13 protein-coding genes are annotated in these 16,212 nt (G+C 58.1%); 3 read left to right on the top strand and 10 right to left on the bottom strand.

Translation table 11 applies throughout. The features are described 5' to 3' along the window. Nucleotides 1-133: 133 nt before the first annotated feature. Genes atpG through ACKXGA_RS14415 form a run of 5 tightly spaced genes read right to left on the bottom strand, consistent with a single transcriptional unit; the run spans nucleotide 134 to nucleotide 4,197 of the window. The gene (gene atpG, locus ACKXGA_RS14395) at nucleotides 134-1,012 is read right to left on the bottom strand and encodes an ATP synthase F1 subunit gamma (protein WP_156061955.1); all 879 of its coding nucleotides are present in this window, start codon (nucleotides 1,010-1,012) and stop codon (nucleotides 134-136) included. Continuing rightward, nucleotides 999-2,753 (bottom strand): F0F1 ATP synthase subunit alpha, encoded by a 1,755-nt coding sequence (gene atpA / locus ACKXGA_RS14400; protein ID WP_423729753.1) that lies wholly within the window; start codon nucleotides 2,751-2,753, stop codon nucleotides 999-1,001. The genes atpG and atpA overlap by 14 nt, the downstream gene beginning before the upstream one ends. Further along, on the bottom strand, nucleotides 2,743-3,234 hold the full coding sequence (gene atpF / locus ACKXGA_RS14405) for a F0F1 ATP synthase subunit B (protein WP_423729754.1): 492 nt from the start codon (nucleotides 3,232-3,234) through the stop codon (nucleotides 2,743-2,745). Before atpF ends, atpA begins: the two co-directional genes overlap by 11 nt. 17 nt (nucleotides 3,235-3,251) lie before the next feature. Then, nucleotides 3,252-3,476, bottom strand: a complete 225-nt coding sequence (gene atpE / locus ACKXGA_RS14410) for an ATP synthase F0 subunit C (RefSeq protein ID WP_005933085.1) — start codon at nucleotides 3,474-3,476, stop codon at nucleotides 3,252-3,254. A 37-nt stretch (nucleotides 3,477-3,513) separates the two neighbouring features. Then, nucleotides 3,514-4,197 carry a F0F1 ATP synthase subunit A gene (locus tag ACKXGA_RS14415; protein WP_005933086.1) on the bottom strand — a complete coding sequence of 228 codons (684 nt, stop codon included), beginning with the start codon at nucleotides 4,195-4,197 and terminating at the stop codon, nucleotides 3,514-3,516. Between the two features lie 1,170 nt (nucleotides 4,198-5,367). Between ACKXGA_RS14415 and ACKXGA_RS14420 the strand changes: the two genes are divergently transcribed. Then, the gene (locus tag ACKXGA_RS14420; RefSeq protein WP_242888060.1) at nucleotides 5,368-5,664 is read left to right on the top strand and encodes a hypothetical protein; all 297 of its coding nucleotides are present in this window, start codon (nucleotides 5,368-5,370) and stop codon (nucleotides 5,662-5,664) included. A gap of 70 nt (nucleotides 5,665-5,734) precedes the next feature. Beyond that, entirely contained in the window at nucleotides 5,735-6,037 is a 303-nt protein-coding gene (locus ACKXGA_RS14425) for a Dabb family protein (protein ID WP_097770964.1), read from the top strand. A gap of 93 nt (nucleotides 6,038-6,130) precedes the next feature. Here the strand turns inward: ACKXGA_RS14425 and ACKXGA_RS14430 are convergent, their stop codons facing one another. The 5 genes from ACKXGA_RS14430 to glgB form a co-directional block, all read right to left on the bottom strand. Then, nucleotides 6,131-8,164, bottom strand: coding sequence for an ABC transporter substrate-binding protein (locus tag ACKXGA_RS14430; protein WP_423729755.1), 2,034 nt, complete (start codon nucleotides 8,162-8,164; stop codon nucleotides 6,131-6,133). A 233-nt stretch (nucleotides 8,165-8,397) separates the two neighbouring features. Next, nucleotides 8,398-9,642, bottom strand: a complete 1,245-nt coding sequence (locus tag ACKXGA_RS14435) for a 4Fe-4S dicluster domain-containing protein (RefSeq protein ID WP_098922909.1) — start codon at nucleotides 9,640-9,642, stop codon at nucleotides 8,398-8,400. Nucleotides 9,643-9,646: 4 nt separating this feature from the next. Next, entirely contained in the window at nucleotides 9,647-10,627 is a 981-nt protein-coding gene (tig, locus tag ACKXGA_RS14440) for a trigger factor (protein WP_005933098.1), read from the bottom strand. A gap of 17 nt (nucleotides 10,628-10,644) precedes the next feature. Further along, nucleotides 10,645-12,567 (bottom strand): hypothetical protein, encoded by a 1,923-nt coding sequence (locus ACKXGA_RS14445; RefSeq protein ID WP_423729756.1) that lies wholly within the window; start codon nucleotides 12,565-12,567, stop codon nucleotides 10,645-10,647. 141 nt (nucleotides 12,568-12,708) lie between these two features. Continuing rightward, nucleotides 12,709-14,652 (bottom strand): 1,4-alpha-glucan branching protein GlgB, encoded by a 1,944-nt coding sequence (gene glgB / locus ACKXGA_RS14450; RefSeq protein ID WP_005933102.1) that lies wholly within the window; start codon nucleotides 14,650-14,652, stop codon nucleotides 12,709-12,711. Nucleotides 14,653-14,848: 196 nt separating this feature from the next. Here glgB and ACKXGA_RS14455 point away from each other — a divergent pair, with 196 nt between their 5' ends. Continuing rightward, the gene (locus ACKXGA_RS14455) at nucleotides 14,849-16,207 is read left to right on the top strand and encodes an alpha-amylase family glycosyl hydrolase (RefSeq protein ID WP_423729757.1); all 1,359 of its coding nucleotides are present in this window, start codon (nucleotides 14,849-14,851) and stop codon (nucleotides 16,205-16,207) included. The last annotated feature ends 5 nt before the right edge of the window (nucleotides 16,208-16,212 follow it).

Genomic DNA, 16,212 nt, shown 5'->3' on the forward strand with positions numbered 1-16,212 from the left:
GCTCCCCCAAAGGGGGAGCCAACACATCTGCCAGGCAGCCATCTGCTAATTTGCAGGGCCTTGCCTCGAAGCCGGCATTGCCTCTCCCTTTGGGAGAGGTGGCATTGCGTCAGCAATGACGGAGAGGGCGGTATTATTCTTGATTCTGTACCGCCGCCGCGCCGCCGATGATCTCGGTGATCTCCTGGGTGATGGAACCCTGACGGGAGCGGTTGTACTCCAGCTCCAGATCGTGGATCATATCCTTGGCGCTCTTGGTGGCGGAATCCATGGCGGTCATGCGGGCGCTCTGCTCGGCGCAGAAGCTCTCGGTCATGGCACCAAAGATCATGCCGTGCATATAGATGGGGGCCGTCTGCTCGAACACCGTCCAGGCATCCGGGAACATCTCCACCTCGCCGCGGGGGTCGCCCAGACCCTTGGGAGCAGGCGTGAGGTGGGCACGGTCCAGCGGCAGCAGGCGTTCCATGACCGGCTCGCTGGTCAGCGCGTTCTGGATCTTGGTGTAGACGATGTAGATCTCGTCCAGCTTGCCGGACTTGAAATCATCGATGGCATCCACCGTGATATCACGGGCGCGCTGCAGGGTGGGAGCCGTGGCACCGTAATGGAAATCCTCCACCAGACGGGGATCCTTGCGGAACAGGGCACGGTAGCCTACCTGACCGATGACATAGAACCGGTCATTCTGGTCGGCGTGCTCCCGCAGGAACTTGAGCAGGTTCTGGTTGTAAGCACCGGCCATGCCCTTGTCGGCGGTCAGCACGATATAGGCCCGCTTGGGGTTCTCCAGATCCCGCTCGTGGAAGAAGGGGTGCTCCGGCTCGTCGGGCAGGTGAGGCACCACGCGGGAGATGGTATCCCGCATCCGGGTGAAGTAGGGCAGAACATTCTGGTAGTTCTGCCGGGCCTTGCGGAGCTTGGAGGAGGAGATCAGGTACATGGCATTCGTGATCTTCATGGTATCCTGAATGCTCTCGATCCGCTCCTTGAGCAGCTTACTGGATGCCATTGCTCTCCCCTCCCGCGAATGCCTTCCACGCGGTCAGGATGGTGTCCACCTGTTCCGGGGTGATCTTGCCCGTGGACGTGATCGCGTCCATGGTGCCGGAAACATCGGCGTGGAACTGGCGCACAAAGGCATTGGTCTTTGCGCGCTGGTCAGCCAGCGGCAGGTCGTCCAGCATCCCGTGGGAAGCCAGGGTCAGCACGACCACCTGCTCGGCATCGGACTTGGGCTGGTACAGCGGCTGCTTGAGCATCTCGGTCAGGGCTTTGCCGTGTTCCAGCTGGCGGCGGGTCTCAGCGTCCAGATCAGAGCTGAACTGGGCAAAGGACTCCATATCCTTGTACTGGGCCAGCTCGATACGCAGGTTGGAATTGGCCTTCTTCATGGCCTTGGTCTGGGCAGCGCCGCCCACACGGGAGACCGACAGGCCGACGTTGACGGCGGGGCGGTTGCCTGCGTTGAACAGGGCGCTTTCCAGGAAGATCTGACCATCGGTGATGGAGATGACGTTGGTGGGGATGTAAGCAGAGACATCGCCCGCCTGGGTCTCGACGATGGGCAGGGCAGTGATGGAACCGCCGCCCAGATCGTCGCGCATCCGGCAGGAGCGCTCCAGCAGACGGGAATGCAGATAGAACACGTCGCCGGGGTAAGCCTCACGGCCGGGGGAGCGGCGGAGCAGCAGGGAGATGGCACGGTAGGCCACCGCATGCTTGGAAAGGTCGTCGTAGACGATCAGGACGCTCTTGCCCTTGGACATGAAATACTCAGCCAGTGCAGTGCCCGCATAAGGTGCGATGTACTGCAGGGGAGCGGAATCGGAGGCCGTGGCGGCCACGATGGTGGTGTAGCTCATGGCACCGTGCTTCTTGAGGTCCTCGGCCACACGGGCGATGGAGGAAGCCTTCTGGCCGATGGCAACATAGATGCAGAGCACGCCGGTGTCCTTCTGATTCAGGATGGCATCGGTGGCAATGGAGGTCTTGCCGGTCTGGCGATCGCCGATGATCAGCTCACGCTGGCCGCGGCCGATGGGGAACATGGAGTCGATGGCCAGGATGCCGGTGTGAAGCGGGGTATCCACGCTCTGGCGCTCCAGAATGCCGGGGGCCTGCTTCTCGATGGGGTTGTAGCCTTCGGCGTTCACCGGGCCCTTGCCGTCAATGGGCTCGCCCAGTGGGTCGATGACACGGCCCAGGAAACCATCACCCACAGGGATGCCGGCGCGTTTGCCGCTGCGGGTCACCAGAGTGCCCACGCCCACGGTCTCGGCACCGTCGAACAGCATAATGCCCAGCTTGCCCGGGTCCACGCTTTCGACCATGCCCTTGGCACCGTTCTCAAAGGTGACGATCTCACCGTAAACGGCCTTGTCCATGCCCTCCACCTGCACGATGCCATCGGCAGAGGAGATGACCACGCCGCCCTCGGCAGAGGTCTGGGCAGGCTTGTAATCCTCGATGCGGGTCTTGAGGGTGGCCAGAGAGGGCTTGCCAGCCATCATCTGGTCCAGCTGGTGGCGGCCGGAGTTGTCGAATATCCGGTCGCCCACCTGCAGCACATAGCCGGAGAGCAGGCTCTCGTCCACCGAGACATTCAGGATGACCTCAGTGGCATCATAGAGCTTCTTGACCTCGGCCTTGATGCGGGCGATATCCTCTTCACGGAGCTGATGTGCGGCGCGCAGATCGGCCTTGACGATGCGGTTCTCAGAGAAGAATTCGCGGCTGAACTCAGTTGCCATGCTCAGCACCTGCTTTCTCCAGCAGATCGTCCAGCAAACGGGAATCGTCCTGCTCGGTCAGGTTCCGGCTCAGCAGCTTCTCGCACATGGCGCGGGCCAGTGCGGTGGTCTGTGCGTCGGCTTCGCGCAGCTTGTGCTGGCGCTCTGCCTCAGCAGCGGCCTTGCCCTCGGCTACAATGGCATCGGCCTGTTTCTGGGCCTCGGCCAGCAGCTGCTGCTTTGCAGTTTCGGCCTGCTGCTCGTAAGTCTCGCGGCGGGCAGCAGCCTCGGTGTCCACATTGCGCAGCTTGTCCTGCGCAGCGCTCATGGCCGCAGCGGCCTCCTTTTTGGAGGTCTCGGCGGCGTTCAGTGCGTCATCCACCTGTTTCTGACGCTGTGCGATGATTCCCATAACAGGCTTGTACAGGAATTTCCGCAGCAGCAAAAACAGAATCAGAACGTTGACGACTGTATACAGAAGATTCAGATTCAGTGTCAGCATTCGTCATGCCTCCGTTATCAACCCAGGAACAGGATGATCAGCAGTGCAACGACGAAACCGAAAATTGCAGTACCTTCGGCCAGAGCAGCACCCAGCAGCAGGTTGGTCTGGATCTTGCCGGAAGCCTCGGGCTGGCGGGAAATAGCCTCGGTTGCCTTGCCGGTTGCAATGCCGATGCCAATGCCGCCGCCAATACCAGTCAGCGCTGCAATGCCAGCGCCCAGAGCGATAAGTCCGTTCATAATTTTAATCTCCTTTTGATTTGATGATGGAAAGGGTTTACTCTTCGTCTCCCATGGTCTCCTTCATAAACAAAGAGGTAAGGAACACAAAGACGTAGGTCTGGATCAGACCATCGAACAGGTCAAAATACAGGCTGAAGATGGCAGGCACGAACACAGGCACCACCAGCTTGATCAGCTCCATAATGACAAAAGCGCCCAGCACGTTGCCGAACAGTCGCATGCACAGGCTGGTGGGCCGGATGGCCACCTCCAGCACGTTCATGGGGGCCATGATGGGGGTGGGGGCAGCCAGGCTCTTGAGGAAGCCAACGCCGCCGCGGGCATGGATGCCGGCATACTCGATCAGGCAGATGCTCATCAGAGCAAGGGCCGCTGTGACGTTCAGGTCCTTTGTGGGGGGCTTGATGCCGAACACACCGATCAGGTTGGAGCAGCCGATGTACAGCGCCACGCTCATCAGATAGGGGACATAGCGCTTTCCACTTTCGCCCAGCAGGCCCACAAAGAAATCATTGATCGTAGTAACGACTGTTTCCAGGATGGCCTGCCGCTTGGTGATGTGATCCACCCGCAGATTCCGCGTCAGCAGGATGGAGCCGATGACAAGAAACGCCATAATGCCCCAGCTCACGACTACGGACTCCGGAATGGAAAGCCCGAACACCGTGACCATGTCAACATTCAGCTCTTCTTTCAAAGCAGCAGTCAACGCATTCATTGATTAGCACTCTCTCCTTTCTTAATTTGTGATGGTATCATAGCACGATTTCTGCCGGTTTTACAGCCCTCCACCTAACATTCTACTTTTTGTTATATTCCATTTCTGCTTTGGATGAAAACAGTTGTGCAGATTGCAAAAAGTACAGGTGAGAAACTATGCGATTTGCACAATCTCTTTGCTGATTCTTAGCTATCTGTACCATTTTCTGGCCTTTGGATGAGGTGAAATCGACATTATTATTCACGGATTGTATAGCGGGCATATCAGATTTATATAGCTGCATCCCTTGTGATGATACCTATTTAATATGCCGGAGCAGTGTCCGCGATGGCCCGGTACGATCTGCGGGGCAGAGCCTTTGCCGGGAAGGTGGAGCAGTACACTGGAAGGACGGAATTCATGTATCCCAGAAATTTGGACTTTTGATGCAAAAGTATGTCTGATTTGTTGTGCACTCTGCGAATAGACAAACTGTGCATCTTCCTGTATAATAAAGCCAGAAACCAGAGAAGTACAGCAGAAGCTCAAATGAGAGCTAACCCCGCTGACTTTAAGTAGAAAGGAGCGAGACCGATGGTTGATATGGAACCCGCACAGTTCGGACAGACTGTCGGGATTCGCTGAGAAGCAAAATAGAGGCTCTCCACAAACGGGATGTTTCCCCCGTATAACAAAACAAATCAAAGAGCCGGTCTTGAGCATCAAAAATGCGAAAACAGTACAGTCTGTCAGAATAAATCCCCTGGCAATTCAAATAGATCCGCCCGAGGTGATCTCCCATGATGAGGACAGTTACACGGATGCACCTGTTTGAATGACCAAAAAGGAGTAACTCCAATGTACTAAGCAATGGAATCCCTGGCAAATCTAACTCGAAAGAATGTGGTAATATGAAATTCATCTTCAGAATCTCGGTACCGCAGTCCAACAGTTAAGAGAAGGGTCAGTCCAATGTACTAGAGTAGTTCATCCCCTTGCATAGAACTCTTCAGTTTCAGGTAGTTTCTAAGGAGAGTCACCCTATGAAACGCATACTCCGAAAATGAGAGAACCCAAGGAGAAGAGGCTTATGACTCCGAAGAAGTAAGTTTCCAGCCGGACGAGGGCTTGCAACCGCCTCGATCCGGCTGGTTTTTGTTTATGGATTTTTTACGGAGGTGCCCCCGCATGAAATTTGACACATCCCTTTTGCTGAACCTGTTTGCTGCCGCTGCCATGCTGGTAATGGGCTTTCGCAGTTTTTCCAAAAAGCACCAGATGAAGTTCAGCGATGACGAAGAGCGGGCTATGTGGGAGAAAAAGTTCGGTGTGTTCTATTTCTTTAATGCCGTTGTGTTTGTCGCTTCGCCGTTTTTGCCCCACACTTCCATTGGCGGCAGCCGCCTGCTCTCTATCGGCATTGCTGCGGACACCGTGTTCCTGCTGATGTACCACGCTTGGAAAAAAGGCCGGGAAGACGACTGAACCGTTTCAAAAAGCATTGCACCTCCTGCATTTCTCTGCTACAATGGAGAAAACGCAGGAGGTATTTTTTATGGTCAAGCATATCATTCTCTGGCAGCTCAAGGACGAGCTTTCTGCCGCCGAAAAGGCAGAAATCAAGGCGAACATCAAAACCGGGCTGGAGGGCCTGGCAGGGCAGATCCCGGGCCTTGTGGAGGTGCATGTGAACATCAACGGCCTGCCCTCTTCCAACGCAGACCTGATGTTGGACACCACCTTTACCGATGCAGCTGCCCTCAAGGGCTACTCCACCCACCCCGCCCACGTGGCTGTGGCCGATGGCAAGGTGCGCCCCTACACCAAGACCCGTGTCTGCCTGGATTTTGAAGTGTAACTGAACATGCAAAAAGAACACCCCCTCTGCGGTGCAGCTTCAGAAACTGCCGTGCAGAGGGGGTGCATTTTGTGTTATGAGCAGATGGAACGATCAGCGAGCGTCACGGTTTGCTTCGTACTCGTCCATGGAGATGTAGTGGTCGAGGACGTGGATCCCCTTCAGGCGCTTGTTGGAGAAGCCGGTGGAAGCGTACTGGCCTTCCCAGTAGTTCAGGCGGGTCGCCAGATAGGCGGGAACGCTCATGCCGCGCGGAATGACCAGTGCGTTGGTAATGAGCAGAGTCTCGGCATCGGCAAAGGCCTTGTAGCGGGCATCGATGTCATCGGTGATCTGCTTTGCAGCCTCGATGGCGTTCATGTAGGCCATGACAGCATCTGCGGTCTCGCCGGTGATGAAGCCGTCTTCCACGCCGGTGCGCAGGTAAGCATAGCGCATTCCACGGGAATCCTCAGCCTGATAGAACGGGTCAGTCTCGGTCTCGGGGTCGGAGTAGTCAGCGCCCCAGTTGCAGAGCAGGAACTCGAACTTGCCGTTGCGGCGCACAGCAGACAGGAAGCTGTCGGAGGGGCCGGCGGTGATGATGATGTCGATGAAGTCGGTGCCGTCGTTCAGCACACCCTCCAGCTGCTGCTTGAGCACCTGGCACTGCTTATCCCAGTCGGTGGTGGAGGGGTTGTAGGGCAGCTGTACCTTGATGGGGAAGGTGACCCCCTGTGCGGTCAGCTCCTCAATGGCGGCATCGCGGTACTCCTTGGCCTTGGCCTCGTCAAAGAACTCGGTCAGGTCGGCCAGGCCGCCGCACTGGGTGTAGTCCACACCATCGGTGGTGGCGCAGAAGTTGGGGGGAGTGATGGTGTTCAGCTTGTAGCTGTCGTAGCCCAGAGGTGCGCTGACAGCCAGCGTAACGGCGTTGTTGATGCCGTACAGGAAGGCCTTGCGGAAGTTGGTGTTGTTGATGGCCTTGGCCCAGTTCTCGGGTTCGTATTCTGCATCCACGCCCTCAACGCTCCAGTTGGAGAACTCGTGTGCAAAGGGCATGAAGTTGAACATGTAGAAGTAGGTGTAGTTGGTGTTGGGACGATCCATGGAGACCATGTCCTTGGTGGTATCGTCGGCCAGCCAACTGTCCAGAATGTCGGAACCGATGGTGGCTTCGTCGATCTCGCCGCGCTTGATCATCTCGGGGCCGTTCACGGCAGCCTCGGCATTGTAAATGCGGCTGATGGTGTCGATAAAGACATTGTCCGCATCATAGTTTTCGGGGTTCTTCTTCATGATCCAGGTTTCCAGAGACTCGTAATCAGACAGGTAGAAGGCACCGCAGCTGTACAGGGTCTCGGCGCTGGTGGCATACTGGTCGCCCATCTCGCTCAGCAGGGGGCCGTAGGCAGGTTCATAGGGCAGGTAGCACAGCAGGCTCAGGAAGCCGGGGAAATCGTAGGTCAGGGTGTAGGTCAGGGTGTGGTCATCCACAGCGGTCACGCCCACGGAATCAAAGTCCACGGGGGCGTAGGTGGAAGCGGTACCGTCTGCTGCGGTCACAGTCACGTTGCCGCTGCCATCGGTGACATAGGTGGTGCCGTCATCGTCCACAGTGCCGTTTTCAGCATTGGTCAGGTAGACGTGATAGTTGTAGTAATCATTCGCACCGGCAATGTAGGCGGTGACCAGGCCCACGTTGGAGGAAGCGTAATCCGGGGTCAGCACATACTGCAGGGCATCCACAAAGTCCTGTGCGGTCACGGGGGCAACGACTTCGCCGTTGTTGTCCACCCAGTTCTCCTCGCGCAGGGTGAAGGTCCAGGTCAGGGTGTCGGCATCCCACTCCCACTTGGTGGCCAGGCCCTCGCGCATCACGCCCTTGTTGTCGTACTCGACCAGGGTGTCCACGCAGTTTGCACCCACGACCATTTCCAGGTCGGTGGCGGTGGTCAGGTAGTTCAGGGTTGCAGGCTGGCTGGAATAAAGCACGGTGTACTTGCTGGTATCCGCACCGGAAGCAGAACCGGAGGAGCTGCCGCCGCTCTTACCGCCGCAGCTGGACAGCAGACCGGCGGCGCAGGCACCTGCGGCTGCCAGGCCGCTTGCCTTGAGGAACTGACGACGAGAAATAGACTGTTTCATAATGAAATTCCCTCTTTTCTTCGTGTTGAAGTCTGGTTGCCGCCCAAAGCCGACAGGCCCGCTGTTTCCCGGCAGCGGGAAGCAAAAAAGACGTAACGGAAACACATCCGTTACGCCTTTGTAACTTGTCCTCCCGACCACAGCTGGGTGGTTAAGAAGAATTATAGCATTTTTTTGGAGCTGCGTCAATAAAAACCTCTCCGTCCATGCGAAGCGCCGGAGAGGTCCAGCGATCAGCAGGTGCTTTCGGTCGGGGCGGGAGCGGCTCCTGCTTCAGGGGCAGCGGCGCTTTGCGCTGGCTGAGAGGGCTGCATCTCGGCAGCCAGCTCTTTTGCAGCCGCTTCTGCGGCCTTTTTGGCCTCGCGCTCGGCCTGACGCTCCTTGGCGCGGGCCACAGCCTCCTCCTGCCGTTTTTTGGTGCGCAGCTTGATGCGGCAGACAGAACAGATGCCGTCCGCACAGTTGGGCGCAATGGGCTTGCCGCATTCTTTGCAGAGGGTCTTGGTGCACTTGTAGACACTGACGGGGCCAAGGCTGGTCAGCTGGCGCAGCTTCAGGCCGTCCAGACCGCCGTTGGAGCAGGCGGCAACGCAGACCCCGCACTCGCTGCACTTCCACGGCGTGATCACCGCGCGGGTCTGGCCGTCGGGCAGGTCCTCAAACTTGATGGCACCGCTGCGGCAGCTCTTCTCACACCGGCCGCAGGCAAAGCACTTCTGGGTGAAGTTGGGCAGGTGGTAGCCATAGCGCAGGGGCGTTTCGGACACCGCCTTGAGCTGCTTGGTGTACTGGTGGAGCAGCAGCCGGAAATCCTGGCTGCTCTCGTCCTCGCTGCGCAGGCCGGGCAGCATCCGCAGCAGCTGCTTGGTGCCCTTTTTGGAGCCGGAGGTCACCTGCTCCATCATCTCACGGCGGGAGTACTCCTTGACGTGGAAGGGGGCATCGTCCAGCTCGTATGCCAGCGTGAATCGGGCCTCGAACAGGGGCTGGCCGAAGAACTCCACCAGCCGGGTCAGAACGGCACGCAGATGCTCGGCACAGACATCGTTCTCGCACTCGCCGCAGGGGGTCAGGTCGAGGACGATCTTCTTGTTCAGGGCAAGGTAGGCCAGCGCTTCCCACGAATAGGCCGAGACGCAGGTGCGCACCACGGTGTTTTTCCGGGTGGATTTTTCGCAGCCGATCCAGATGGTGTCACCATCGCTGTCGGCAGGGGAGATATCCCGCTGCACCTGCTCCGGCGAGGGGGCAATGCAGCCCGACCGGCAGGCTGAAACACACAGGCCGCAGTCGGTGCAGGGATCCCAGTCCTTGACGAGGTTGGGGCGGGTGAAGATCTCATCACCATAGGGGCAGATATCCTTGCAGGCTGTGCAGGGGGTGCGGTGGGGGTGCAGGTTCCAGCACTGCTTGCGGTTCACTTCGGGGTGGGTGGTCTTCATCAGCGCATCCATGGCGTAGCGCGTAAAGATACTCATAGGATCACTCCTTTTCAGGGTCCATCACCGTGGTGATGTCGGCGTTGTCCAGCAGGAAGCGCTGGACTTTCTGTGCAACCAGTGCGGCGGCAAGGGTGTCCGGGCTCAGCACCCGGCGGATGTCGGCCTCCGGGGTGTCCTGCAGCTGGGACAGGCGGCGGTACTCGTTGTTGACCTCCAGCGTGCTCACGGTGATGTTCTCGGCCTCGGCAATGGAGCGGGAGGCCAGCATGGAGCGCAGGTTCCGCTCGGCAGCGTCACGGTAGCCTGCCCGCAGGGCGGCAGCGGTGGTGTGGCTGTTCTTGCAGTGCTTTTCCAGGGTGATGTTGCTGCGGGAGAGCCGCTGCTCCAGCATCCGCATCTCATTGTCGGCGGTGCGGTCCAGCATGGCTTCGGGCAGGTCCACGGTCAGGTTGGCACCGGCCTTTGCCAGCAGTTCCTGCCCGGCGGCGCGGTCGGCGGCATCTTCGTGGATCTTCCGCTTTTTGGCCCGCACGGCCTCGCGCATGGCGGCAAGGTCTGCATAGCCCTGTGCCCGGGCAAATTCCTCGTTCAGCTCCGGGGTGGTCTTTTCGGCCACGGAGTGCAGCTTGATCTCAAACTGCGCGGTCTTGCCGGAGAGCTCCTCCACCCGGAACTGCTCCGGGTAAGTGAAATCAAAGCGGAAGGTCTCGCCAGCGGTGTGGCCGTAGATGGCATCTTCGGCGGCAGGCATCAGCTTGCCGTCCCCCAGAACCACCATCACCTTTTCCATCCGGCTGTCGGGGATCTCCTCCCCGTCCATGAAGCCGACAAAATCCAGCAGAACCCGGCTGCCGCGCTTGGCGGGGGCGGTGGAGTTGTGGTAGACGGAGCGCATCCGGGTCTGGTGGACCATCTCCTGGTCAATGGTCTTTTCGGAAAGCGGCCGCACATGGCGGGTGACAGCCAGCCCCTTGTACTGGCCTAATTTTACTTCTGGTAGATTTTTTGCGTTGTTGGACATATCGTTTTACTCTCCTTTTATAAACCATGAACAGCCAGCCAGTTTTCCACAACAGAGGAAAACATTTCTGGGTATTTGGCGTTTTCAGCATCAAATTCATGGAGATAGGTCTCCACTTCCTCACGTGTCACGGGAGTGGTGCGTTCCCAGATCGTGAACACCGTGCCGTTGCCCATATCGAAGGTCGCAACTTGCTGGTGGGTAGTCTCTCTCAGCTGAAGAAAAACGGCGTTGAACCGGTGGCCCAGTTCCGTGTCCGGAGCCAGTGAGAGGGGGAACGGGTCTGCAGTTACCACATATCTGGCATCAAAGAAACCGGTGGGGAAATAGTGGGTGCCCGGCACCGAGAAGCTGTCCGGCAACTTGCCGTCCAGTGCATGGTTGGGCAGGTCACAGTTCCGCAGGTGGCCGGGATTGTAGAGCATGTCATCCGGGATCATATAGGCGACCTCGCCCTCCCCCAGATGTTCAACCAGCCATTGTGCCATGGCCTGGATCTGCGGTTTGTCCTTGCGGTCATAGGTCAGCTCGTCCAGCCGCTGATACTCAGCAAGGTCTGCCGGGTGGAACGCATGGATAACGAACTCTGGCAAGGCCATGACAGTGAGCGGGGAGCACCGCACCGACACGGCGAACAACAGTGTAAAGACCCAGAAACAAAGCTTTGGTATTTTGAAATGCTCGATACTCTCTGCCAGACCCGCCGCACCGCAGAGAAACAGAATGACATAGGCGGGCACGTACAGCAGCATCTGATGGGAGCCGGAATTCTGCACTCGGGTAAATAAGAGCATACTGAGCATCAGCTCACACAGCGCCAACACAGGCAGGCTGGGCTTTTTCCGCTTGACGCAGAGCCACAAACCAAACAGGATCAAAATAAGGTTCAGCAGGCCGGTGCGCATGGCATGATAATAGAGCTCTACCGCAATGCCGCCGACATTATAGTACGAATAGCGGTCGGAGTAGTTAAAAGCCAGGATCTTGCTGACCATGGGCCAGAGCAGGACCACCATTGCTGCCATGGCGCAGACACCAAACAGGATGAGGTTGCGTACTCGGCGCAGGGCAAGGCCCTTTTGGCCCTGTTTTGCGAGCTTTGCACTGCTTACAAAGAGCAGAAGCGCATAGGAAAAATAATAGCCCACCACAAAATATAAGTACCAGCGGCGGCTCAGGATAATCGCGGCCGTTGCCAGGAAGATGAGCACGAACCGCCCCGGCTCCAGCTTTTCAAAACGGTAGTCCAATGTGAGGAGCAGAATGGCAAAAGCGAAGATCAGACCGAACCAGTCCGGCTGTGCCAGCATAGCGCTCATTCGCAGGAACGGATAGGTCAGCACCCAGGAAAAGCCGATGATAAAATACCAGAACTTATTCTTGATCTCCAGAATCTGCCCGATTTTGATCGTGAGACCAGCCAGCATCAGCATAAGGCTGGGGAGCACACAGAAAACCTGCGAAAAAGCGTAGTTGTCACCCGTTTTTGCGGTGAGGCAGAACGGGAACTCAGTGAACAAGGTGATGAAATTGGTGTAATCTTCAGAAAATGTGCTTATGATATACTTAAAACCGGCCACCGGACCCAGCGCAAAAGCCGCTTCGGTATTGAACTGTTTCTGAATGTAGTTCACATAATCCCAGGCGTAAATGAACTGCCGCCGGCCCAACGCCCAATAGAAGTAGAGCACAGCTCCGGCCCAGAAGGCGATGATGGCTGCGCGGTGGAAGAAGTCCAGCTCCACACCGGCAGTGTGCAGCACCCACAGCGCGCCGTAGAACAGCACACAGCTGCACCACAGGCTCACCAGCGGGAAGAACGCCGCTGCGGTGGGGAACAGCAGGCCCACCAGCACCAGCAGGAGTGCTCCGGCACCCAGCCCGATGCCGCCCTTTGCCCAGGGCGAAAGGGTCTTCTTTTCAGAAAGTATCGTTGACATTGTACATGCTCCTCGGTTTTGAACCACAATATTACAGCTTACAGTATAATGGTTCCGGGCGGCGCAGGCAAGAGGGCAGGCCCCCCGGAAGATAAAATATCCCGCCTGCATTTCAGCAGACGGGATATTTTGAATGCGATATTACTTTTTGGAATTCTGCTTTGCCGCGATGGTGGCCTTGCGCTTCTGGGCGGCGGCCTTGCGGGCAGAGGCCTGCGCGGCCTCCGGGTGGGGAGCCTCCGGCGTGATGCGGTACATCCGGCTGCCCATGGCAGGCAGATCCACGCTCAGGGTGTAGTCCCGGCCGTACACGCCGCCATCGGTGGTGTGCAGGTGTCTGGTGCGGCTGCGGTCCGCACCGTTCCAGCAGGCAGCCTCGCTGTTCAGCAGCTCATCGGCGGCGCAGGGATACTGGAAGTAGAGCGGGAACTTTTTGTGGGCGGTATTCTGAGTGTTCATCACACAGAGGATGGTCTGGCCCGCGCCCTTCCGCAGCCAGGCGTACACGCCCTCGTCCCGGCTCTCGCAGGCGATCCACTCAAAGCAGTTCGGGTTGTACTCGCCGTCGTAGAGGGCGGGCTCGGTGGCATACAGGCGGCCCAGCTCGGCAAAATATTTCTGGAAGCTGTCGTGGAAGGGATACTTCATCAGGCCCCAGTCCAGCTCCTTTTTCTCATCCCACTCCCGGAAATGCCCCAGCTCATTGCCCATAAAGTTCAGCTTTTTGCCCGGGTGGGTGTACATGTAGAAGTAAAGGGTGCGCAGCTGGGCACATTTTTCCTCGTAGGTGCCCCACAGCTTGTCAATGATGGTCTTTTTGCCGTGCACCACCTCGTCGTGACTGAGTGCCAGCAGATACAGCTCATTATAGAAATACTGCATACTGAAGGTCAGCTTGTGGTAGGCATCGGGCCGCTCACCAAAGGGCGTGGCAAAATAATCCAGCGTGTCGTGCATCCAGCCCATGTCCCACTTATAATCGAAACCGATGCCGTCGTAGCGGGTGGGGGCGGTGACCTTGAGGAAGTTGGTGGAGTCCTCGGCGGTGTAGATGCCGGTGGGCCAGCGCTCGTTCAGGCCGTGGTTCAGGTTCCGCAGGAAGGTAACAGCGCCCTCGTTCACGCCGCGGTTGGGGTCGCCCTGCCAGTAAAGGGCGCGTGAGATGGCATCCATCCGGATGCCGTCGCAGTGGTAGACATCCATCCAAAGGGCAGCGGCGCTGTTCAGGAAGCTGCACACCTCCCGGCGGTAATAGTTGAAGTTGCAGGTGCCCCACTCGCTGTGGCCCACATCGCTGTCGTACTCGTAGAGGTGGGTGCCGTCAAAGTTGGCGAGCGCGTCGCCGTTGGCGGCAAAGTGGACGGGCACAAAGTCCATGATGACACCAATGCCCATCCGGTGGCAGGCGTTGACAAAGGCCGCAAAGTCGGCGGGGTCGCCGTAGCGGCTGGTGACAGAGAAGTAACCGGTGGTCTGGTAGCCCCAGCTGCCGTCAAAGGGATGCTCTGCCAGCGGCAGCAGCTCCACATGGGTGAAGCGGTGATCCAGCAGCCAGGGGATCAACTCCCGGGCCAGCTCCCGGTAATTGTACCAGCCATCCGAGCCGTCCTCGCGGGTGGCATTGGGCTTGTGCTTCCAGCTGCCTGCATGGAGCTCATAGATGTTCAGGGGCAGGTTACGGCACTTGTCCCGCCGCTCCATCCAGCTGGAATCGTCAAAGGCAAAGTCCATCCGGGCCAGCCTACTGGCCGTGCCGGGCCGCAGCTCGGTGGAAAAGGCGTAGGGGTCAGCCCGCATCACGGTGCTGCCATCCTTGCCGTGGATGCGATATTTGTACAGCTCTCCCTCGGCAAGGCCGGGCACAAAGCCGCTCCACACGCCGGTGTCGGCCTTCTGCATGGGAACGCCCGGCCCCCAGCCGTCAAAGCCACCGCAGATCTCCACAGCCACAGCACCCGGGGCCCACACGGCAAACCGCCAGCCCTCCTGCCCAAAGTCATCCCGGCAGGGGTGCGCGCCCAGCACACGGTAGGCATCAAAGCATTCGCCCGCAAAGAACGAGCGGTCGATGGTGGGAAAATTCATGCAGATTTCTCCTTTTCTCAACGGGATACACCCGGTCATATTTACCAATAATTTTTGATCAAAATCGTCACACTTGCTGATTTTAACAGAGACTATGTAGAAAATTTATCAAACATCCACACAATTGGCGGAGTTTGTGGTATACTGAGCCTGCCGCCGCTGGGCGGCAGAAGAAATGATATGGGAGAGAGTAACTATGGCATGGTATGATACCGCAGTTTTTTATCACATTTATCCGCTGGGCCTGTGCGGCTGTGCGCACGAAAACGACGGCCAGCCCACACCGGGCGCGTTCGCAAAGCTGAACGCCTGGGCCGAGCACGCCTCCAAAGATCTGGGCTGCACGGCCATTTATATCGGCCCGCTGTTCGAGAGCGGCTCCCACGGCTATGATACCATCGATTACCGCCGGGTGGACCGCCGCCTGGGCACCAACGAGGAGTTCAGGGAGTTCGTGGCCAACTGCCACGCCCGGGGCCAGAAGGTCATTGTGGACGGTGTGTTCAACCATGTGGGCCGGGATTTCTTTGCCTTCAAAGACCTGCAGGCCAACCGCGAGAATTCCCGCTATAAGGACTGGTTCTGCGATGTGAACTTCTGGGGCAACAACGAGTACAACGACGGCTTTTCTTATGGCAACTGGGGCGGCTTCAACCTGCTGGTCAAGCTGAATCAGCGCAACCCCGAGGTGCAGAACTACCATTATGATACCATCCGCTTCTGGGTCGATGCATTCGACATTGACGGCATCCGGCTGGATGCAGCGGATGTGCTGGACTTCGACTTTATGAAGGGTCTGCGCCGCCTTGCCAACGAGGTCAAGCCTGAGTTCTGGCTGATGGGCGAGGTCATCCACGGCGATTACAGCCGCTGGGCCAACCCTGAAATGCTTCACTCTGTTACCAACTATGAACTGCACAAGGGCCTGTGGAGCGGCCACAACGACCACAACTATTTTGAGATCGCACACACCATGCGCCGCCTGCAGGGGCTCTGCCACGACACCCGGCTCTATACCTTCTCCGACAACCACGATGTGGAGCGCCTGCCCAATAAACTGCGGAACAAGGCGCACATCCGGCACATTGCAATTCTAGTATACACGCTTTGGGGCATTCCGTCCATCTACTACGGCTCCGAATTTGGCATCGAGGGCAAAAAGGAGTGGGGCAGTGACTGGCCCCTGCGCCCCTGCCTGGAGCTGGACAAATTCCGGGATGACCTGACCACCAACCCCGTCACCAGTGTGTACGCCGCATTGGGCAGGCTGAAGGCCGAATACCCGGCCCTGAGCTGGGGCGAGGTGAAGGAGCTCCAGCTGACCACCCAGTGCTATGCCTTTGCCCGGGTACTGGATGGAAAAGCCCTCGTGGCCGTATTCAATAACGGTGACAGCCCGGCGGAGATGGAGTTCCAGCTGCCGGTGGAGGCCAACGCTGCAACGGACCTGCTGGCCGATACCGTGGGCGCTGAGAATGTGATGGTCAGCCTTGCATCTGGCCGGATGAAGGTCCAGCTGCCCTCCAATTACGCCACGGTCCTGCGTCTGGATTGACAGGA

This window comes from Faecalibacterium hominis (ex Afrizal et al. 2022) (assembly GCF_049545105.1).
GTDB lineage: Bacteria > Bacillota > Clostridia > Oscillospirales > Ruminococcaceae > Faecalibacterium > Faecalibacterium duncaniae.

Excerpts from the sequence above, each read along its gene's own strand:
- ACKXGA_RS14445 (WP_423729756.1), bottom strand. The coding sequence starts at position 12,567 with ATGTCAACGATACTTTCTGAAAAGAAGACCCTTTCGCCCTGGGCAAAG.
- tig (WP_005933098.1), bottom strand. The coding sequence starts at position 10,627 with ATGTCCAACAACGCAAAAAATCTACCAGAAGTAAAATTAGGCCAGTAC.
- ACKXGA_RS14430 (WP_423729755.1), bottom strand. The coding sequence starts at position 8,164 with ATGAAACAGTCTATTTCTCGTCGTCAGTTCCTCAAGGCAAGCGGCCTG.
- ACKXGA_RS14435 (WP_098922909.1), bottom strand. The coding sequence starts at position 9,642 with ATGAGTATCTTTACGCGCTACGCCATGGATGCGCTGATGAAGACCACC.
- ACKXGA_RS14425 (WP_097770964.1), top strand. The coding sequence starts at position 5,735 with ATGGTCAAGCATATCATTCTCTGGCAGCTCAAGGACGAGCTTTCTGCC.
- atpG (WP_156061955.1), bottom strand. The coding sequence starts at position 1,012 with ATGGCATCCAGTAAGCTGCTCAAGGAGCGGATCGAGAGCATTCAGGAT.
- atpA (WP_423729753.1), bottom strand. The coding sequence starts at position 2,753 with ATGGCAACTGAGTTCAGCCGCGAATTCTTCTCTGAGAACCGCATCGTC.
- atpE (WP_005933085.1), bottom strand. The coding sequence starts at position 3,476 with ATGAACGGACTTATCGCTCTGGGCGCTGGCATTGCAGCGCTGACTGGT.
- ACKXGA_RS14415 (WP_005933086.1), bottom strand. The coding sequence starts at position 4,197 with ATGAATGCGTTGACTGCTGCTTTGAAAGAAGAGCTGAATGTTGACATG.
- ACKXGA_RS14455 (WP_423729757.1), top strand. The coding sequence starts at position 14,849 with ATGGCATGGTATGATACCGCAGTTTTTTATCACATTTATCCGCTGGGC.
- atpF (WP_423729754.1), bottom strand. The coding sequence starts at position 3,234 with ATGCTGACACTGAATCTGAATCTTCTGTATACAGTCGTCAACGTTCTG.
- ACKXGA_RS14420 (WP_242888060.1), top strand. The coding sequence starts at position 5,368 with ATGAAATTTGACACATCCCTTTTGCTGAACCTGTTTGCTGCCGCTGCC.
- glgB (WP_005933102.1), bottom strand. The coding sequence starts at position 14,652 with ATGAATTTTCCCACCATCGACCGCTCGTTCTTTGCGGGCGAATGCTTT.